This window comes from Gimesia alba (assembly GCF_007744675.1).
Lineage (GTDB): Bacteria > Planctomycetota > Planctomycetia > Planctomycetales > Planctomycetaceae > Gimesia > Gimesia alba.
Window position 1 is genome coordinate 3816262 of sequence record NZ_CP036269.1, and the last position, 19911, is coordinate 3836172.

General features: G+C 48.3%; 15 protein-coding genes. 5 read left to right on the top strand and 10 right to left on the bottom strand.

Annotated features, from left to right (window positions below):
* Positions 1-292: 292 nt before the first annotated feature.
* From Pan241w_RS14330 to Pan241w_RS14340, 3 genes are all read right to left on the bottom strand, one after another.
* Entirely contained in the window at positions 293-1594 is a 1302-nt protein-coding gene (locus Pan241w_RS14330) for an ATPase, T2SS/T4P/T4SS family (protein WP_145216901.1), read from the bottom strand.
* Between the two features lie 123 nt (positions 1595-1717).
* Positions 1718-2605: a 4-hydroxy-tetrahydrodipicolinate synthase gene (gene dapA, locus Pan241w_RS14335; protein ID WP_145216904.1), complete on the bottom strand. Its 888-nt coding sequence runs from the start codon at positions 2603-2605 to the stop codon at positions 1718-1720.
* Positions 2606-2697: 92 nt separating this feature from the next.
* Positions 2698-3618 (bottom strand): NAD(P)-dependent oxidoreductase, encoded by a 921-nt coding sequence (locus Pan241w_RS14340; RefSeq protein WP_145216907.1) that lies wholly within the window; start codon positions 3616-3618, stop codon positions 2698-2700.
* A 338-nt stretch (positions 3619-3956) separates the two neighbouring features.
* Here Pan241w_RS14340 and Pan241w_RS14345 point away from each other — a divergent pair, with 338 nt between their 5' ends.
* The 3 genes from Pan241w_RS14345 to Pan241w_RS14355 all read left to right on the top strand — a co-directional run bounded on the left by Pan241w_RS14345 (position 3957) and on the right by Pan241w_RS14355 (position 6117).
* Positions 3957-4373, top strand: a complete 417-nt coding sequence (locus Pan241w_RS14345) for a hypothetical protein (RefSeq protein ID WP_145216910.1) — start codon at positions 3957-3959, stop codon at positions 4371-4373.
* Positions 4374-4440: 67 nt separating this feature from the next.
* Positions 4441-5382, top strand: a complete 942-nt coding sequence (locus Pan241w_RS14350) for an aminotransferase class IV (RefSeq protein WP_145216912.1) — start codon at positions 4441-4443, stop codon at positions 5380-5382.
* A gap of 54 nt (positions 5383-5436) precedes the next feature.
* A complete protein-coding gene (locus tag Pan241w_RS14355; RefSeq protein WP_145216915.1) occupies positions 5437-6117 on the top strand; it encodes a class I SAM-dependent methyltransferase in 681 nt (226 codons plus the stop codon).
* 19 nt (positions 6118-6136) lie between these two features.
* Here the strand turns inward: Pan241w_RS14355 and Pan241w_RS14360 are convergent, their stop codons facing one another.
* The 5 genes from Pan241w_RS14360 to Pan241w_RS14380 all read right to left on the bottom strand — a co-directional run bounded on the left by Pan241w_RS14360 (position 6137) and on the right by Pan241w_RS14380 (position 13900).
* Entirely contained in the window at positions 6137-7468 is a 1332-nt protein-coding gene (locus tag Pan241w_RS14360) for an EF-hand domain-containing protein (RefSeq protein WP_198000525.1), read from the bottom strand.
* A 270-nt stretch (positions 7469-7738) separates the two neighbouring features.
* Positions 7739-9475 carry a DUF3352 domain-containing protein gene (locus Pan241w_RS14365; protein ID WP_145216920.1) on the bottom strand — a complete coding sequence of 579 codons (1737 nt, stop codon included), beginning with the start codon at positions 9473-9475 and terminating at the stop codon, positions 7739-7741.
* Positions 9476-9758: 283 nt separating this feature from the next.
* Positions 9759-11513 carry a hypothetical protein gene (locus Pan241w_RS14370; RefSeq protein WP_145216922.1) on the bottom strand — a complete coding sequence of 585 codons (1755 nt, stop codon included), beginning with the start codon at positions 11511-11513 and terminating at the stop codon, positions 9759-9761.
* A gap of 240 nt (positions 11514-11753) precedes the next feature.
* Positions 11754-12713: a S1C family serine protease gene (locus tag Pan241w_RS14375; protein WP_145216925.1), complete on the bottom strand. Its 960-nt coding sequence runs from the start codon at positions 12711-12713 to the stop codon at positions 11754-11756.
* Between the two features lie 77 nt (positions 12714-12790).
* Positions 12791-13900 (bottom strand): cytochrome c, encoded by a 1110-nt coding sequence (locus Pan241w_RS14380; protein ID WP_145216928.1) that lies wholly within the window; start codon positions 13898-13900, stop codon positions 12791-12793.
* A gap of 568 nt (positions 13901-14468) precedes the next feature.
* Between Pan241w_RS14380 and Pan241w_RS14385 the strand changes: the two genes are divergently transcribed.
* On the top strand, positions 14469-14939 hold the full coding sequence (locus Pan241w_RS14385) for a hypothetical protein (RefSeq protein ID WP_145216932.1): 471 nt from the start codon (positions 14469-14471) through the stop codon (positions 14937-14939).
* A 361-nt stretch (positions 14940-15300) separates the two neighbouring features.
* On the opposite strand, the gene Pan241w_RS14390 is transcribed toward Pan241w_RS14385, so the two are convergent.
* Positions 15301-17280 (bottom strand): sodium:solute symporter family protein, encoded by a 1980-nt coding sequence (locus Pan241w_RS14390; RefSeq protein ID WP_145216935.1) that lies wholly within the window; start codon positions 17278-17280, stop codon positions 15301-15303.
* Between the two features lie 148 nt (positions 17281-17428).
* Here Pan241w_RS14390 and murD point away from each other — a divergent pair, with 148 nt between their 5' ends.
* A complete protein-coding gene (gene murD, locus Pan241w_RS14395; RefSeq protein WP_145216938.1) occupies positions 17429-18859 on the top strand; it encodes a UDP-N-acetylmuramoyl-L-alanine--D-glutamate ligase in 1431 nt (476 codons plus the stop codon).
* Here the strand turns inward: murD and epmB are convergent.
* Positions 18848-19855, bottom strand: coding sequence for an EF-P beta-lysylation protein EpmB (epmB, locus tag Pan241w_RS14400; RefSeq protein WP_145216941.1), 1008 nt, complete (start codon positions 19853-19855; stop codon positions 18848-18850). The genes murD and epmB overlap by 12 nt on opposite strands.
* Positions 19856-19911: the final 56 nt, after the last annotated feature.

Here is a 19911-nt window from a genome sequence, read left to right on the forward strand (position 1 = left end):
CCTGCAGTTTTTGCTCCTCTTCAGGGCTGGCAGGAAAGTACTGCACATCGTTCCCATTGCTGATGTATCTTGAAGGTGGAGAAGACTCCGATACTTTCTGGGGTTTGCTCTCGTAAGTGTACCAGATGGCTATGGTGATAAGTCCGAGGCAAATACCAGTCAGCTTCGCGCGCGTTAAATAAACCATGATCGTCAACTCCTGAAAAGACCGTCAGTCTCGCTACGGATCGTAACAGCAGTATCGAACGACGCCAATATTAATCGGACAGTCACATGTTAGAACACAGTTCGCCTATGACTTAAAGGCGCGCTGCAGTTCGTCCAGTGAGACTTTTCCCTCAGCGACCAGGCGAATTCCGTCTTTCTGGAAGCTGGGCATCCCTGCTTTTTTGGCGAAGGCCTTGATTTTGCCAGGATCGGGATCACTGATGATGAGTTTTTTCATTTCATCGGTCATCTCATACAATTCCAGCATCAGGGTACGTCCATAGTACCCCAGGCCATCACACTTCTCACAAGGCTCGATCTCGTTCCCATCTTCATCAACGGTTTGACGTGGGGGGCGGTAGAGCATTTTTGTGGTTTTAGGCAGGCCCATTTTCGCGATGAGTTTCGGGTTGGGGCGGAAGGCTTCTTTGCAATCATTACAGAGCGTGCGGATCAGCTTATGACCCACAACACAGCGCAGGGCATCGACGCCTTTTTCCACACTGCCTGCCAGTTTACAGAATTTGAGCAAACCGGCGATCGCATCTTTAGCTGAGATTTCTGCGATCATCGTAATTTCATCTTTGACATTCAGGATACTGCCGACATACGATTCATCGGTGATCGGATTCAGATAGATGATATCTGCTTCCATGCGAATGATTCTGCGAAGTTCATCGTCAAACGTATCCCCTTCTTTTTTATCAAGGGTTGCGATGTGGCTCAATTCGCGGTGTTCCGGATCTGCCAAAGCAAAGATGGTGTACTGGTACGCGTCAACAGAACGCACGACTCCCACCGTTGTCGTTGTGGTACCGGAACTGGGGGCGCCGCTCACCAGGATCAAACCGTGACGGCCTTTACTGAGCTCACGAATCCGTTCTCTCATCTCTTCGGTGATACCAATGTCATCAGCACGATCTAATTGCTGATTTAAATTGATGGCTTTCACAGACAGTCGTTCTCCGCCTTGCGCGGGAGCCGTTGAAACACGTAACTGGTAGGGAACTTCTTCCAGTTCAGCCAGGACGCCTCCTGATTGAGGTCGTTTACGTTCCTGAATATTCAGCCCTGAAAGCAGCTTGATGACCTGAACGACTGCCATCCCCTGTTGCTTTGAAAGTTTGGGGCCGGGATTGGGAACGCCGTCGACATAAAAGACAATCTGGTACCGTTCCCCTTTCGGTTCAAACCGCATGAGTTCGGCCCGCAAGGCAAGTCCGTCAGTAATGATGTCCTTGGCAGGCATCAGGCCCGCTTTCACAAGTCGTGCGTTATCTTTCAGATTCGCTGGTTGCCCATTTAAAGCGCCTTGGAAGGAGACCGGCTCAATTTCTTCTTCGAATTCTTCCTCTTCTTCCCGGGATTTTCCAAAACCAAATATCACTAGCGATACCTCTTTCAAATGGGGAACGTGTCTGACTTGAAATTTCTATTCTGAACACTCTCAAACAAGGGCGACTAGTATTTTTCTACCTTCGCAAGTCAAAAAATCTGAGCCGCGAATCGATTATAGAAGACCATAATCTTTTAATGTTTTCTCCAACACCTTCATTGAGGCACTGTCAAGTTGTGTCATCGGGAGCCGGACTTCACCATTATCGCGTCCCAGTAATTGCATGGCTGCTTTGATGGGAATCGGGTTTGTCGCCAGCCCCAGTAGATTACGGCAGAGAGCAAATAACTTAAAGTGCCATTCACGGGCCTGCTTCAAATCGCCGGCGTTGAAGGCATTCAGCATGCTTTTTACATCGCCTGGTACGATATTTCCCACAACCGAAACGACGCCTTTTCCTCCTAACGCCATCAAGGGCAATGTCAGGCTGTCATCACCAGAAAGAACAGCCAGGTCACAGGCTGAGAGAATATGAGATGCCTGGTCCATCGATCCCGTGGATTCTTTGACCGCTACGATGTTCGGAATTTCAGCCAGCTGAATAATCGTTTCGGGCTCGATATTCTTGGCTGTGCGACCGGGAATATTGTAGATCACAATCGGAATCTCAACTGATTCCGCAATCGTTTTGTAGTGTTGATAGAAGCCTTCCTGAGTCGGCTTGTTATAGTAAGGGGCAACGTGCAGAGCACCATTGGCGCCTGCCTGTTGTGCATATTTGGTCAATTCGACGGCTTCGCGGGTGCTGTTTGAGCCTGTCCCTGCCATGACCTTAATCCGGCCGGCAGCATGTTTACAAACAATCGAAATCACCTGCTTGTGTTCATCGTGGGAGAGAGTCGGTGATTCGCCCGTTGTTCCCACCGGGCACAAGGTGTCGGTCCCTTGTTCAATATGGTAATCGACCAGTGCACACAGACCTGCTTCGTCGATTTCTCCATTCTTAAAGGGGGTGATCATTGCCACCGCCAGACCTGCAAACAGGTCACTTTGATTAGACATGCTTATTCTACCTCAAAACAAATTCGACTGGCCCATCCTGTTGGCCAGAGACATGATTACTTCACCAATTATTTGATTGATCTGATGTTCGACTAGGAACGCTGTTCCCAGTCAACATTTGATAAAGACGCCAGTGCCAGTTGCAGCGCATGGGTTCCGTCACGGCCATGTCCCTGGGCTTGAACCGCAAGATACAATTGATGGCCCAATGCCAGTCCAGGCAGACTCAGGTTCATTGCTTTGGCTTCTGCCAGTGCGATGCCCATGTCTTTGATAAAGTGTTCGACAAAGAACCCCGGATCAAAATTATTATCCATAATCCGTGGACCCAGATTCGAGAGCGACCAACTGCCTGCCGCACCACTGCCGACCGATTCTAACACGGTGGGCAGGTCGAGTCCTGCTTTATAGCCATACAGCAGGGCTTCGCAGACGCCAATCATGTTTGTCGCGATCAGAATCTGGTTGACCATTTTTGTGTGTTGACCAGAACCGGCTTCTCCCTGATACACAATGGTTTTCCCCATGGCATCCCAGCAGGGTTGCAGTGCGTCCACCACAGCTTGGTCTCCCCCAATCATGATGGACAGGGTGCCGTTCTTGGCTCCGACATCTCCACCGGAGACAGGGGCATCAACGCTATGAACCCCTTTGGCTTTCGCTGCTTCAGCCACTTCTACGGCCAGAGAAGGATCGCTGGTTGTCATGTCGACCAGGATTTTGTCAGCAGAGGCTCCCGCTAAGGCACCCTGCTCTCCTAACAGGACTTCTCTGACATCTGCAGGAAAACCAACAATCGAAAAAATGATGTCGGAGGCTTCTGCAACTGCTTTGGGAGAGTCGGCCCAGCTGGCACCTTTTTTGATGAGAGGTTCTGCTTTTGATTTGCTACGATTATAGACGGTTGCTGAAAAACCGGCGTCCATCAGGTGTCCGACCATGCTGGCCCCCATGACCCCTGTTCCAATCCAGCCGACTTTGGTTTTTCCTGGTTGAATTGCTGGTATCGCCATTTTGATCAATCCTTTTAGCTCTCAGTTTAAGTTCGTATTTTTATTTACAATGGCTACTGGAAATCGTAAAAAAATGATTGTCAGATCTCAAGTTAGCACAATAGTTCTCTTTGGCAGTATATCGAGCTCTGACTCAGAAGTCATACCACTGGTTCAATTTTTTTGACAACAAAATCCGCCGATTTGGCCTTTTGTTGGGGGAATCCGAGAGTGGTGATCAACGAAACTTGCGATTCACACGCCAAGAGAGGAAAATCGTAAAAAACAACACTGCCTCAGTCCCGTTCCCGTTCTCAGTTTCGGTTGACTAATTTTCAGATAAAGAAGCGAGTCCTGACATGAAATCAAAACTGGTCATCCTGATCTTTTCAGTCTGGTTGCTGACTGGTGCAAGCAGTCAAACTTCTGTTTATGCCCAGGGATGGGGGTATCCTTGCGGCCCGGATGGTGCGCCGCTGTTACAGATGTTAACGCCTCAGGGATTCATGGGCGCTGACTTCCGGGGTAGTTGCTTCCAGCACGATCGGTGTTATGAAATTCCTGGTATCAGCCGGCGTTATTGTGATTTACAATTCCGACAGGAATTGCATCGCCGTTGCGATCATTCCGCCTTTCCGCTTGGCTGCCGCATGGTATCAAACTTCATGTACCTGCAAGTCCGACTCTATGGCAGGCGGCCTTATCTGAATTCTCAATATCCCCAGCATCTGGCACCTGTCCCCGTGTATTCGCAGCCGGTGTATTATGGTTACTAAGGTTGTTCCTGAATAAGCTTCCAGTTCTTCGTTTCAACGAAACCACTTTTATGATGAAAATTTCGGCATGACTGAACCACTGGCGTATCTCAATGGCGCCTTGATTCCTTTTTCAGAAGCAAAGCTGTCAGTCACTGACCTGGGGATTGTGTACGGGGCTGCTGTGACGGAGATGGTTCGCACCTTTGCACATCGCCCGTTTATGCTGGATGAGCATCTGGACCGTCTCTACTCTGCGATGGATTATGTTTGCATCGAATCTCCTTTAGCAAAATCAGAGCTCAAGCAAATCTGTGAAGACTTGATTGAACAGAATGCCGCATTGCTACCACAGGAGAACGATCTGGGCTTGACGGTTTTCATCACGGCAGGCCAGAACTTGCCCTATCTGGGACTGGCCGAACTTGAAACCTGTCGTACGCCGACGGTTTGCGTGCATACGTTTCCTTTAGCCTTTGAGCTTTGGGATCAAAAATACACGGCCGGCCAGCATCTGGTGAGATCTGAAGTGCAGCAGCTCAATGCCAATATTTTTGACCCCCGGGTCAAATCTCGCAGCCGTATCCACCTGTATCGCGCCGACAAACTGGTTCGCAAGACAGAGCCAGAGGCCAGCGCACTGTTATTTGATGTTGCAGGATTTGTCGCGGAAACCACGATTGGCAACTTTTATCTCGTGAAAGACAATCTCATTGTGTCACCTCGCCCGGAGAAGATCCTGGGGGGGATCAGCCAGCAGATGGTGGTCCGATTAGTGAAACAACTGGGACTTCGCTATGTAGAGGCTGATATTTCGGCAAAAGAGATCCTCGAAGCCGATGAAGCATTGACGTCTTCGACCGGGTATTGTCTGATGCCTGTTACCCGTTTTGGAGAATCTCTCATTTCAGAAGGTGTTCCGGGACCTGTCTTTACACAGTTACTCTCGGAGTGGAGCGAAACCGTCGGAGTGGATATTGTAAAACAAGCAAAGCAGATCGGCGCAGCGCGACGAAACGCACTTTCTTAAGTTCAGGTTTCAAATTATTCTTATTGTTTTGATGACTTACCAGGAACCATAACCGTGTCACACTATCTGGAATTTTTCAAACAGTTTCGTACGACCTTTGAAACCACCGGTGCGATTGCTCCCAGTAGCCGCTTTCTGGCATCAGATATGGCGGGACCGATGAAGCAGCATCAAGGGCCTAAGAAAGTTCTGGAAATCGGACCGGGAACGGGCGCTGTGACACGACAGATTGTCAAACAGATTCAACCGGGAGACCAACTGGATCTGGTGGAGTTGAACGACAAGTTTGTTGAGATTCTGCATAAACGCTTTGATCGCGAACAGGGCTTTCGAGCGATCAAGGACCAGACGTCAATCCACAACTGCCCGTTGCAGGAATATGGTGCAGGCGAGGAATATGATTATATTGTTTCCGGCCTGCCTTTGAATAATTTTCCCACGGATCTGGTGGGGGAGATCTTTGAAGCCTATTTCCGCCTACTCAAGCCGGGTGGAGTCTTGTCGTATTTTGAATATATGTATGTGCGGCCTGTGCGAAAAGTGATCTCGCGGGGTGAAGAGAATCAGCGGATTCGGCAAATTGATGACATTATGAGCCATTACACCAGCCTGTATCGCATTCAAACTGACTGGGTCTGGTTCAATCTGCCACCTGCCTGGGTGCAACATCTGCAAAAAGAAAAAGGCAGTCCTGCTCTGGTAGAGCAGACTGCCTCTGGGGAGCTCAATTCTTAAAGCCGATTACTCCGACGTTTTATTTCTCTGTTTCTAATTTCAGTTTTGTTTTTTGAATGCCATTTTCGATACGAACGGGATTGATTCTACCTCGCCTTTGTCCCACGACCTCATCTAATTCGAGATAGCCATTCCGATTTCGATCTAGTCTGTCGAAGACGCGATCAATATGATTTAACTCGTATTTACTCAATTTTCCATCATTATCCAGGTCGACCGTTCGAAAGAAATTGGAACCGGGACGACGCCTGGTCGAATCACTCGGCTGGTTTTTTGCTTGATCACGCATTTGCGGACGTTTCATCTCGTTGTCTTTTTCACGGCTGGGGCGACGTTGATCAGGACGAAACGAAGTGAACTCGTTCTTGAATTCTTCCTTCGTCAGTTCATCATCCGCACCTTTTCCGGATTTGTCTAAAAGTTGTCGAACAAAAAGTTTTCCTCGTATCGGAGCCTCTTCCAGTGTGAGTTTGCCATCTTTATTAGTGTCCAGCCTTTCGAAAAACTGCTGTGCCTCTTCCGGCAATTCACGACGCTTTGGCGAACGGCCTGAAGAACGATCGGCACGACGTTCGGTGTCCTTTTGCATCTCCGGACGCTTCATCTCTTTGTCGTCTTTGCGGCCGGGACGACGGCGATCAGGACGAAAGGCGGCTAATCCTTTTTGAAATTCCTCTTTCGTCAGTTCTGCATCTTCGCCTTTTCCGGATTTCTCCAGGATGCTTTTCAGAATTCGTTTTCCGCGCTCGGGCGCTTCGTCCAGGGTAAGTTTGCCATCCTGATTGGTATCCAGCATATTGAAAAAACGCTGTGCCCCTTCCGACATCGCTCCCGGCTTGGAGGGGCGATTTCCGGGTGGTCTGTTTCCCCGAAACCGGTTTCCGAATTTCTCAAATTCGTCCAGTGAAATTTCGTCTTTGTTTAAGCGTTGAAACAAAGGTTCCATCCGCGCTCGTAATGGTTCGGGAAGTTCCTCTTTGGAAATTTTCTTGTCACCATTGCGGTCCAGACGACTCAGAAACATTTTATAGTCAAAATTCCGGGGCCCCCGATTACGATCGGGACCTTCACCTGCAGGAAATTTCTGATCTTCTTTTTTCAGACCTGCTTCGAATTCCGCCTTTGTCAGTTTTCCATCTTTGTTCTGATCGCCCATACGAATCAGGTGATCAAAAAAACGTTCTTTTTCCTCTGGGACTTCTTCAGCCGTGACTGTCCCATCTGAGTTTTTGTCAAGTTGCTGGAAGATATTCTGAGACGGGGACTCGTCTTTTTCCGGTGCTGCGGCGAGATGATTGACCGTAAAGCCAAGCAGAGTCAACAAAGTCAAACATTGGTAAGTGCGCTTCATGACAGTCCCTTTCATGGGATTGCTGAGATAGAAAAAGTTCCAGAGATTTCATGCCCGAACACGTTTCCAGCACGCATTCCAAAGGCCCCTGACCGAAGGTTTTGATCAGGAATACCCTTACTGAGGTTGGAATGGGACTCCTCTGCCCCTGCCCGGTCTAATACATTAAACACGATTCCAACCGATAAGTATTGGTCAATTTTCGTAAAAATCGGACTGATTTCAGTGACTTGTCGAATGCCCTGAATCTGCTTCTTTAAAGGGGACGCATTATTCCGCTGTTTTTTTCATCGTAACCCGGACAGAGAAAAAGCCATGGTCATCAGGAACGGTATAACCGGCGGTAATCGGGAGGTATTTGATCACGCCTTCAAGATCCTGAAACTGGGATAAGATGTCTTCATCAATGTCGACGGAATCTTTGTTTTTCTGGAAGAGTTGTGTGATTGCCAGAATCGACGTATCTAATCTTTGGTATGAAATGATCGAGGTCTTTGTGGGGAAAATCTGCGATATTTTTTTGTAATTGGGATCATCGACTAACGAGTCTGTCTGGCGATCATTCCGGATGATTTTTTCCAGCGCTTTCACATTGGTTGATGCAATCAGTGTATTATCGGTAATGCAAAAAGCGGCAGGGATCAGGCCTTCGGGATATTCATACAAGGTGGTCCCCTGAAACTCTCGCGTCGCTATTTTGGAATCATTCCATTCTAGTAATGCGTGCATGATCTTTTGGAATGCTTCCGGGTTTTTCAGGCCAACTGCGACCGTATATCTTCCTAAGAGTTGTTCAGCAATTTCTTCGCCCTGCTGGGTTGCGATAATCTGAATTCTGCCAGTCAGGTTATCCAAAATGTCCTTCTTAAGATGAATTTTGGGAGAATCCTCTTGCTTCGAATAGTCATCGATGGCTTGTGCGAGTGCACCGGGATTCACACGAAAACCGTCATGCAATGATTCAACAGCTTGATAGGCATCGTCAATCGCCCAGTTGAAAGAGTAATAACTGGAACATTGATTCGAAACCCACCAGGGAGGTTGTTGCGCGACTGCGGGGCAGCGAAATATTTCGATCAAGCCATAGCCAGGCAGTTTCACATAGGTAAAGGTCTTTGAGATAAATTCGTAGTCTCTGGTAAAAAAATAAGCTGAACCACCCACGGCTTTCAAATTTGAAATTCCCAGTGAGGGTAACACTCCCTGGGCCATGCCTGCCATTGGTTCGGATTTTTTATAAATATCCAATGTTGATTGAATGGTACCGACCGGGTTCAGGTACCAGTGGGTGGAGGCAGCCGCATCTTTCTGGGCACATTTATTGAAGATATATTGAAACTCTTTGTTATCAGCCAGAGAATCTCCTTTACGCCCCTCCCAGTTAGTTAAAATGGATTCCAGCAGCTTGTCATCATTTGAAATAACCAGCGTATTGTCTTTTAGAAAATACGCGACTTTTCTGGCGAAGGGACTGGAATCTGGTGTTTGTCTTGTCTCTTCAAAGGAATAAATTCTGAAGATGGTACCTCGAACGCTCTTAATGGAACGACTGGCACCGCCGTTGGTCATCTCATCGGCAGCAAGCCCTAATAGTTTTTTCAAAACCACACTGCTTTCGCCTGCTCCATACTCCATGAGTGCGACACTACCAATGTGGTCATCTGAAGTATTGAAGGCGGAAATGGAAACTTCTCCACTGGGAACATCCCAAATGGTAGCTAGAGAATATCCCGTTTTTTGTTCGATCTCCCGGGATGCTTTCTCATAGTTCGTTTTCAGTTTCTGGTTAAAATCTGCAAAGGCGGGCTCGTCCAGCATCTGTAAAACAGAACGTTTTTTCCATTGTTCCACCAGATTTTTAATATCCGGCATGGTGAGATAAAAATAAGAATCAGCAGGTATGCGGCGTGCCATCTGACCACTGGCTTGCACGGCGCTGTCTTGAATACCCGGCAGTAAGAAGATTTGTGTCAAACAAAAAACAGACAGCAAAAATGACTTTCGCATTGGTCGATTCTCTTTTTTCAACGATGGTTCAAAAGTGCGCTGGTGGTATTCATTCGAATATATCTGGATGCCTGAGTTATGACCAGAATTCCTGCTTTGGAAATTTCAACTTTTGAGCGATTCACTTTCTCTGAACTCAGGGAATCGGTCTTTGCAGTTTGAAGTGACATTTATCATTCAAATGGCAAACGCTGGGACTGGGACAAGTTCTAGTCTGGCCAAAAAAATAACCCGGTGAGAGGTCTCACCGGGTTATTAAGCTCAAGCATGAGATTTAAATATTTTAGTTTTCAGACTTTTTAATACCAAAAGTGGAAGTGAAGAACCCTTGATCGTCGGGAACAGTATATCCGCCTGAAATGGGCAAATACTTTTTAATCACTTCGAATGAAGGCAACTTGGATAAATCAAGCCCTTGCAGATCGACATTGTTGTCATTTTTTCTCATTAATTCATAGAGAGCATGAACCTGTGCGTCTGCATTCTGATAAGTAATGATAGACGTTTTCTCGGGGAAGTTTTCCGAAATCCGTTTGTAATTGTCGCTATTGACCAGCGAACCAACGCCACGGTCTTTGCGTAAGACGTTTTCGATTTGCTTGACATCATTGGCAATGAAGAGTTGGTCTTCTGCAATACAGAAGGCAGCATCCGTGGGGGAACTCAAGATGGCCCCCGGGAGTTCATAGAGCGTAATTCCCTGAAACTCTCGAGTCTGACCCGGGAAGTCATCTCTGGCAGTCAGCGATGCAATGACTTTCTGGAATGCGTCAGAATTTTTGAGTCCGAACGCCACGGTGAACTGGCCCGACATTTTAGTCAAGTCAACTTGTTCCCCTTCGGTCAATTCCGTAGCGACCTGAATGCGGCCGCTCATATTATCGACAATATCTTTTTTGATGTGAATTTTCGGCCCTTCGGGTTTCTCAGCCATTTGATCGATGATGGCTGCGAGTGCTCCGGGACGTCCTTGGAAACCGTCAAAGAGTGTCTCAATCGAATCATAAGCACCGCTGATGCTCCAGTTGATTGAGTAATAGGTTGAGACTTTGTCGGAAACCCAGATCGGCGGTTGTTGAGCGACTGCCGGGCACTTAAACATATCGATCACACCGGAAGTCGGCATTTCAACATAAGTAAACGATTTCGAAATCGAGTCGTAGTTTTTCGTTGCAAGATAAGTCGAGCCGCCAACTGCTTTGAGGTTGGTAATCCCTAATGCGGGAAGGAATCCCGATACCATACCAACTTGCGGATTGATACGGCTGGCAACACCTAAAATAGACTGTAGACCACCAATGGGATTCATGTACCACTGCATAACGGCCGGATTTGTTGCATCAGCACATTTATTCTGAATGTACTGATATTCTTTTTTGCTCGCTAAGGTATTCTGTCCCTGGCCATCCCAATTGGCTAAAACCGATTCCAGAATTTTGTCATCGTTTGAGGCAACAAAGGTTTTGTCCTTGAGGAAGTAAGCAAATTTCTTTGCCAGCGGAACTTTGACCGGTGCATTGTCTTCGTCTGATTCAAAGGAATACACGACGATTTTTGTTCCATCAACACTGCGGATTGAACGCTGAGCGCCTTCTTTATCAAAGCCGTCAGCGGCTTTCTCCAGGATCTTTTCCAGGATTTCACCGCTTTCGCCATATTCCATCAGACCCAGGCCGCCAAACTTTCCTTCCTCACTTTTGACGAACGCGAGCGCGACTTCGCCGTTGGGAATGCTGAGAACATTGCTGAGGCTCAAGTCTGTTTCTTCTTCGAACTTTTCGGAGAATTTTTCGGAGAGTTTGATCAGATCTTTCTTCAGATCAGCAAATGCGGGATCATAAGTCATCTGACCCATGGAACACCGGCTCCACTTATCACCCAATGTTTCAACATCGGGAATCGAAAAGTAGAGCAAAGAATCTGCGGGAATACGTTGGGCCGCCTTGACACGGTCTTGTGCATAGCTGTCCTGAACTGTGGTAAGCAGGAACATCGCCTGCATCAGCATCAAAGTAAAAAACAAAAGTGGCTTTCTCATTGGAGCCTTCATTCTTTCTCTTATTTAGAAGGGATTTAAAAGATCTCACGCTCGCTTTGACTTAAAGGCCCTGTCGAAGCAATTGAGCACGACGATAATAAATACTGATTATTTGTAGCATTTCTGTTTTTTCTGACAACCCCAACCTGCCTTGCATCCTGCTCTGATACAAAAATATTGACGGGGGAAATTCATCAGGGTGTACCAGCAAAAACAGACACTGGTTGCAAAAATCTTCACTTACTTTTCAGAATTCACTGTTTTTCTGCGAGGCGCATCAAAATAGCGATAGCCTGTATTGGGACTCGTTTTATCGAATGCAAAGGCATCACGATTATCCAGAAAATGTTTCACATAGGTAATCGGAATCGCAAAGCCCAGGCCTTCGCCGAGAATCAACTTCATATTGGTCACGCCGATGACTTCCCCACGCGAATTGAACAAGGGGCCGCCACTGTTACCGGGATTGATCTGGGTTGTTGTCTGGATATAGACAATCCCCTGCATGTTGCGATTCCGAGTACTGACGATTCCACGCGAGACAGATCGTTCCAGCCCCAGTGGGTTTCCGATGGCAAAGACTTCTTCTCCTTCGCGTTGTTGATCATTTTCTGCCAGATACACGGTGCGAAATGAGATATCTTTCTGTCGCGGAATGCGTAGCAATGCCAAATCAAAAAATGGGTTCAACGCCACAATTTCCACATCTTTGATCTGTCGACGTTGAAACTCTCCGTTCGCGGTTCGATGAAAAATGGTAACGGCGATCCGCGTTTCTTTCTCTACCACATGATAGTTCGTGACGCAGTAGCCGCGGTCATTGATGATGAAGCCAGAGCCAAGTCCGCTGGGGGTCTGAACCAGAGTCACTGCTTCCCCATAAATTCGGGCCAGTTCCTTAATACTTTTCACCGGGAGTTCGGCAACGGAATAGAGTTTATCTTTGCTTTGGGAAATCGTTTTTTTGACATCAGACAGCTTATCGGACTTTGACCGTGAGCGTATCTGATCCACCGGAATTCGTAGAACCTCAATGCCGATATCGACGAGAAGATGATTATTGCTTTCCTTGAGTACGTCTCCCTGAATTTTGTGGCCGTTGACCAGTTCAATCCAATCTGCACGGACAAAATTGCCAGCTCCCAGAATCGTAATCAATAAGCAGGCTCTCAGCCCTGTATGGCACCAATTGTGTATCATTCCTTCGATTTCCTCTCTGCGACTTGCTTGCCGGTGTTGGTGTGTTTGAGTCAGCTAAGATCCATGTCGAATTGGTCTTACTCTTTATATTCGCTATGGCATTCCGTGCAGGCTTTATAGACTCGTGTTAACCCTTTATCGAATTCCGGGAAATTGTCACTTTTTGCCGCTGCAACCATTTGCAGGCTGGCTTCTGCCATCGGGTTAGCATGGTTTAAGAAACCCTCATCATCGACATAACCGTATCCTTCAGTTGTAATGATTTTTGAGATGGCAGCCAAAAGATGCGCTTCCTCAATTACTTTCTCTTTTTCCGATTTCAACGCGTCCGCACTACCAACATTTGATTTCAGCCATTTCGAGGCAATGTCAGCCCGCTTCATCAAATCTCCCATTGAAGCGACATCGGACAGGGGCTTCTTCTCATCCGCGTCCGCAATTCCTGCAGGCAGGCTGCCATTCATGATCACAATCATTTGTTCATAGGGAACTTGAATCTCACGAAACGATTTAGCGCCGCGCTTCAAAGGCTCTGCTGAAATCCCTGCTGCCAGATCACGCAGATACTTGGCATTTTTTTTCCAGCTGACGTCTTCCGAGTGTTCCGTAACAATGCCTGCCAGTGCAGCGAGGGTTGTTGTGAACGTTGGGATTTCCAGGTAGCTGTTATTGTAGGTACCAACCGACTGCATATTTTTGGTGAGTCGATTCCGAATTTCTTTCACGTGGGCTTCCAGAACCGGCATGGGAATGATGGTTTTCCAGTCGATCCCACCAGCGACTGGGGTACCGGGCGTGGCCGCGGTTTTCATTTCACTTGCGGGGGCGGGCGTCGTGGGAGTCGCTGTGACTGCATTACCTGGCAGCGAAACGGGGGCAACTGCCTGAGTATTTCCCGCCACTGATAACGGATTATCAAACCAGACATCATATGGGATGCCGTCAATCATTTTGCGGCCCTCCTTTTTCTTATCATTTTTTTGAGGCTCTGCTTGAGCCGTCTGAGCAGCAGGATTCGCGGGAGCCGGTGCGGGAGTGGTCGCTGTTTGAGATTGTGGCGGAGGCGTTGCCGGTGGGGTACTCCCACCGCAGCCTGTAAAGAGTAACAAAACAGATAGACAGGCATAAGACGCTACTGCTGAGCGCAAGATTGGTTTCTGTTTTAACCGGTTTGCCGGCTCGTTCATGGATATCTCCCTCAAGTCCTTGAAATTAAACCAATTAGATTATGTGTGATCTCAGCCGCTGATGCAACTCCAGCTTACCTCATTTGTTTAATTCCTATTCTCGTATTGCCGGGAACTCTTGAGAAGCTCAAATCGGCTCAATTCACAAAACCCATGTGTCGTGCATGACGATTTCCTTTGGAGATACTGCAATTCCCTGTCATTAAAGACTTTGAAATACAATGGTGTAAAAATATTCCGATCGGGCGGTTCGGGGTTGTTTGACAGTTTACGTAAAAAAAGTACAAACCAGCCTTGTCATCTCAAAGTTCACTTATTATCTCTGACCATTATCAGGCTCGTAACTGATACCGGTTTTTCATTACCTTGCTCGAAAATTTCAGCCGCCTGTTTCAGGTAGGTTATAATTTGGTGGTGGACAACCGCGAAAACATCCCGACTATTCAATTGCCTGAATTTTAACATTCTGGAGAATGGCCAGGCACGTCGTCAGGGAGAGACATTATTGATTTTTATCAATCCGCTACCTTCATGGAGTTCACCGTGGTAGCAAAAGGAGTATTCAGAGATGAACAAGATTGTTTGTTACACATTGGGTATGATGGCCCTTACCGTTACGGCAGCTCAGGCACAAGGTCCTGCATTTGATTTGGGACAGGGTGTTTATTTGAGTCAAACGACTGCAGCGCCCCCTGCGACTGCAATTGCTCCTGAGCCGATGCCAGAGTTGACACCGCAACCGTATAAGCATCATGTTGCTTCCCACGCGATTCCGCTGTTCGATTGTGTAAAATACAAGCGGCCTCGCAACATTGCCCCCTGCTCAAATCCGAAGTTGGTCACCATTGTTGATCCTTGTGCTCCCAAACGCAGCTGTTGTGAGCCTGGGTGTGTTGCTGTAGAAATTTGTGCTCCTGCTTGTGCTTGTGAGTGCGTTCGCTGCAGTAAAGATGGCCGTCGCAAAGTATTTGATTATGGTAAATACAGCGTCGTGGTTGAATCTCGACGCGGAAAAGTGACTGTGACTTATCGCAGTTAATTTAGAGTTAAGTAGCTTCATCACAATTTTGAACAGCCGGTAACATTTTTGTTTCCGGCTGTTTTTTATGCGCGCACTGAAAAGCGATTGCCTGCAGGTTTGAGTAGTTCCTGCTTGGCACAGATGAAAACCCTGACCGAAAATGAACACCCCGTGATCCCCTTTGATAGCCACAGAAGCTGTTGTGATCTACTTTGAAGTGCCTGTGAAAGCAATCGATAGACGTGTTTTTCAACGCTAACCAGAGCTCCCTGCGAACAGGAGAATTTATATATTGGTCTTGAATTCAGGTGTATTTCGACTTCTGATTCAGAATAACAGCGTCTTGAGTTTGTCAACCGGAAACAGGACGCTCCTTTCCTTAAGCGACTGCAGCGAGATATTTCGTCAGCCAGATGATCGCACCGACGGCGCACCAGGCCAGGATAAAACCGCCGAGATCCTCAAGCGTCGGTTTGGGAATTTCGATGTCCTTGGAATTGGGAAAAAGTTTTTTACCCACCGGTTCCGGGTTCTCCGGAAGGGTACAAGGTGACTCGATGACTTCGTTCAATTTGACGGGGGTATGCATCAAGTTGTAGAAATGGTCGAGTTTTTCCTGTGATTGGCGAGGCGTGAGGAAGCTGGCAATGATCCCACTCAGGATCGCCAGACTCATGAAGGAGAACATCTGCCACACGTCCCACATTTTGACTGATTCACCATCAACCTTAAACATCATATCCGGTAGCATTCCTGATTGATATAACCAGTCCGGATAGAAGGCAACCGCAATCCAGGCCAGAATTCCCGTCACAGTAGAAACCCAGACGGAGATCACATTCCAGCGTCTCCAGACGATCCCAAACCAGAGGCTGATCCCGATACAGGCGGGAGTTTTTACAATGACTTTCAAAGCCGCAATGATATCCGTAAACGTCGTCTGCAAAATGAGTGCAAGGATCACAATCACCAGCCCCGCAATACGCCCGACCCAGAGATAGTGTCGTTGCGATCGATTTTTCACCAGGCTCTTTTTATAGATATTCTCGGTAAACAGACCACTGGAGATAATCATCTGGGCATCGCTGGTGCTCATTACGGCGGCCAGCAGCGAAGCGAGCAACAAGCCGATCAGTCCCGGTGCGATCCGAGGCAGAATATCATGTGCCGCCATCCCGAAGAGTCGATCGGCGAAATTACGATCGGTGGTCTCGATTTTCGCTTGCTCTTCTGCAGGTAAGTCGTGGAATTCGGGACTGGCCCGCATGATCAATGATTGATAAATCGCCTGATCTGCTGGATCGGGTGAGGTCTTCAAAGGGCTGCTGTCTCCCATGTACCAGATAATGCATGCCAAGCCGGTAAAGGTCCAGGCGACCGTGCAGAATCGTTTGAGAAAGTTCCCTACAGTGAAACCGAAACGGCCTTCGAATTCAGTCTTCCCTGCTCCGCAGACCCCCATGATATGCGGTTGAATCACAATGCCCGCCAAAGCAGTCACCGATAGCATGAAGACATAAAATGGAGTAATTGGCTCACTCCCCAGGGTGGCAGCGATTTCTGGACTGGCAATCAGATCCAGCATACCCGGTTTGAGTTCTGACTGGGGATGAAGTTTGCCGAAGCCGCCGATCTCAAAAAAGACGAACGGCAACAGTAAAAAGGAAAAGATGATCGTCAGGATACCCTGAATGAAGTCGGTAATAATCGCTGCGCCCAGCCCGCCCGCCATTCCATAGATGACGAACATGACCGTCACCGCCAGGATTGCATACTCATACCCCTGCAGTCGGCGTTCTGTGATTTGAAATGTTTTCTCTTTCGCATCCCATTCAGCAGCAGGAACCATAATATTGGCTTGAATTGCCATGCGATCAAGTTCATTTCCGGTCAAGGCATCCACCATTTTACCAGTGCCGAACAAACCGCCGGCGATAAACGTGATTGAGATCGCAATCCCATAGAATGAGTACAGGACAGCCGTGGGGCCATTGAACCGGGTTTCAAAGAAATCGGCCGTAGTCAACGCGCGCATGCGTCTCATGATCGGAGCAACGATCCAGTAGAAAGGAGTTGCCCAGAGCCAGAGAAATTGCCACCAGATACCTGCCAGACCGGCGCGCCAGGTACCTGCCACCACACTGATAGCTTGTTCGCTGCTTGTCCCCGATCCAAAGGCAAAGAACATCATGAAGACTTTGCCGAACCGGCGGCCCCCCATGAAGAAGTCCGTCATATCTTTTACTTTTTTGATTGACCACAGACCAATCGCAAGAATGACGACAAAGTACAATGCCAGTACAATCCAGTCGGCAGGATGAAGCCCCAACCAGGTATTCTTATCAGCGGCGAGTATCATTGGCTGATCCTCTGAATGCGGGATGATTAATAAATTTTGTTCCGAAATCAGACTACCGCGGATCAACCAAATATGCAAACCTACTGATACAAGGCCCCTCCAAAGTCGGTTCTCAATTCATTGACTCGAGAAAGAGTCGCATTACGCTATGTCATTAAATCCTTATCTGATCCAAGATTTTGAATTGAAGGGACGTCCCGTCACTCTGCTGGGATTAGGCCGGTTCGGCGGAGGGATTGCTGCAGTCAGATATTTGGCGGCCCAAGGGGCACAGATTACGGTTGTCGACGGCAAAGACGAAACGTCGCTTACCGATTCCCTGCAGCAGCTCGAAACTCTGTCTCAGATCAAATATCAGCTGGGAAGCGAGCCACACGAACTGCCTGAAACCGATCTGCTGGTCGTCAACCCAGCGATTCCCCCCAGCCATCCTTTGCTGAAAAACGCAGAGGCGCATCAAATTCCTGTGACCAGTGAAATGGAGCTCTTCTGGCAGTTGAATCCCGCGAGAGTGATTGGCGTGACCGGGAGTAATGGAAAATCGACAACGACAGCCATGATTCATGCGATCATGCAAGCTTCAGGCGCTCGCTGCTGGTTGGGAGGCAATATCGGCGTCAGTCTCTTGCCGGTCGTCGATCAGATTCAACCTGACGACTGGGTGATTCTGGAACTGAGCAGCTTCCAGCTCGAAGCATTGAATCGGATTCAGGCCAGCCCGCAGATTGGGGTAGTCACCAACTTCAGCCCCAATCATCTGGACTGGCATCAGACGGTCGAGCACTATCGTGAGTCAAAGCAGACCATTTTTCGCTGGCAGACGCAAAACGACTTTAGCATCATCAATGCGGAAGAACCGGAACTACAGAGTTGGTGTGCCGCCGGTAAGATGGTCCGGTATGGAGCTGTCCCGGAGACTCAGCCTGATGTCTTGCTCAAGGGAGATGCATTTGAACTGACGAAGCAGAATGACACAATTCTGCCACACTTGAATGTTCCTGGAATGCATAATCGGATGAATGCGGCAGCAGCGATTGCTGCTTGTACTTGTGCCGGCGTGGAAGTTGCGGCGATTCAGGCAGGACTGAAAAATTTCGAGGGACTGCCCCACCGACTCCAGTTCGTCGGAGAATTTCTCGAGCGTCGTTTTTATAACGATTCCCTGGCAACAACCCCGGAATCTGCTATTTGTGCTTTGGAAGCGTTTAAGAATTGTTCCATCATCCTGCTGGCAGGAGGCTCAGACAAAAAAGTGGATTTGACGGATTTTGCCACTCAGATCCTGAAGCATTCGAAAGCGACTTCATTAATGGGAGAGACGGGGCCGGTGCTTTCTGAGCTGATGCATAATTTGAAGAAGCGGTCGGACGTGAATTCTTCGACAGTGATTTCCCCTCAGCAAACTTCGTTTGAAGCCGCCTTTGACTGGGCAATTCGGCAATCTGGACCAGGGGACCTGATTTTACTATCGCCAGGATGTGCCAGTTACGGTTGGTTTTCCAGTTTCGCCGAACGAGGAGAACGTTTTGTGAAACTGTTTTCTGAGCTGAATGCCAGAACGCGAGATTCAACCGAGTAACGAAACTTTATGCGATTCGCCGGCAATTTCTCGAACATACTGGGGGACGGCATAACCAGGCAGGCGTCTGCGTAATTCGTGGATGATCACTCTCCCCTGCTCTTCAGGCACTTCAAAGTGCGCAGCGCCGGCAACGCGGTCCAGTTGATGCAGGTAGTACGGAGTCACTCCCAGATTGATTAAACGCTCCGAGAGACTGACGAGTGCGTCAACAGAATCATTGATGCCTTTTAGTAATACAGATTGATTGAGAACCGGAATCCCTGCAGAAACCAGTTGTTTGAGAGCGGTTTCAACGTCCTCGGCGATTTCATTCGGGTGATTGGCGTGAATGACCATCCAGACGAGCGTCCCATGTTCTGCGAGTCGTTGAAACAGTTCCAGCAAGCCGGAGTGAATTCGATCGGGGAGCACCACTGGCATGCGACTATGAATCCGCAACCGCTTCACATGCGGAATTTCAGAAATTCGCTCGCAGAGTTCCTGTAATCGGAGGTCGGTCAAAAGAAGCGGGTCTCCTCCACTCAGGATCACTTCCTGGATCGAAGTGTCCGCGCTGAGTGCATCCCAGACGGGTTCCCACTCAGCCAGTGTGCGGGGCTCATCGCGGTAAGGGTAGTGTCTACGAAAGCAGTAACGGCAGTTGATCGCACAGGCGCCGCTCACCATCAAGAGGGCACGACCCTGGTATTTATGTAAAATCCCCGGCGTGGTGCGTACTTTCAGATCACCGACGGCGTCGTCAGAAAACCCGGGAACGGTTTGATTCTCATAATTTACAGGCAGGACCTGCTTGAGAAGCGGATCTTCTGGGTTGCCTGGTTCGATGCGATTCAAATAGCTCAGAGGGACCATGAGCGGAAACGATTGAACAGTATTAAGAGCCGGGGGCAGCAAGGATTCAGGGAGCCTGAGTTGGGAAATCAGTTGTCTGGGGTCACGGATGGCCTGTGCGAGCGACTTTTGCCAGGTGGATTCTGAAAGCGTTGAGGTCATTTAAGGCAATTTTCCAAATAATTCAGCAGTTTGAGGCCACGCGCAGTCTTTAATAG

Excerpts from the sequence above, each read along its gene's own strand:
- Pan241w_RS14360 (WP_198000525.1), bottom strand. The coding sequence starts at position 7,468 with ATGAAGCGCACTTACCAATGTTTGACTTTGTTGACTCTGCTTGGCTTT.
- dapA (WP_145216904.1), bottom strand. The coding sequence starts at position 2,605 with ATGTCTAATCAAAGTGACCTGTTTGCAGGTCTGGCGGTGGCAATGATC.
- Pan241w_RS14345 (WP_145216910.1), top strand. The coding sequence starts at position 3,957 with ATGAAATCAAAACTGGTCATCCTGATCTTTTCAGTCTGGTTGCTGACT.
- Pan241w_RS14390 (WP_145216935.1), bottom strand. The coding sequence starts at position 17,280 with ATGATACTCGCCGCTGATAAGAATACCTGGTTGGGGCTTCATCCTGCC.
- Pan241w_RS14365 (WP_145216920.1), bottom strand. The coding sequence starts at position 9,475 with ATGCGAAAGTCATTTTTGCTGTCTGTTTTTTGTTTGACACAAATCTTC.
- murD (WP_145216938.1), top strand. The coding sequence starts at position 17,429 with ATGTCATTAAATCCTTATCTGATCCAAGATTTTGAATTGAAGGGACGT.
- epmB (WP_145216941.1), bottom strand. The coding sequence starts at position 19,855 with ATGACCTCAACGCTTTCAGAATCCACCTGGCAAAAGTCGCTCGCACAG.
- Pan241w_RS14375 (WP_145216925.1), bottom strand. The coding sequence starts at position 12,713 with ATGATACACAATTGGTGCCATACAGGGCTGAGAGCCTGCTTATTGATT.
- Pan241w_RS14385 (WP_145216932.1), top strand. The coding sequence starts at position 14,469 with ATGAACAAGATTGTTTGTTACACATTGGGTATGATGGCCCTTACCGTT.
- Pan241w_RS14380 (WP_145216928.1), bottom strand. The coding sequence starts at position 13,900 with ATGAACGAGCCGGCAAACCGGTTAAAACAGAAACCAATCTTGCGCTCA.
- Pan241w_RS14350 (WP_145216912.1), top strand. The coding sequence starts at position 4,441 with ATGACTGAACCACTGGCGTATCTCAATGGCGCCTTGATTCCTTTTTCA.
- Pan241w_RS14340 (WP_145216907.1), bottom strand. The coding sequence starts at position 3,618 with ATGGCGATACCAGCAATTCAACCAGGAAAAACCAAAGTCGGCTGGATT.
- Pan241w_RS14370 (WP_145216922.1), bottom strand. The coding sequence starts at position 11,513 with ATGAGAAAGCCACTTTTGTTTTTTACTTTGATGCTGATGCAGGCGATG.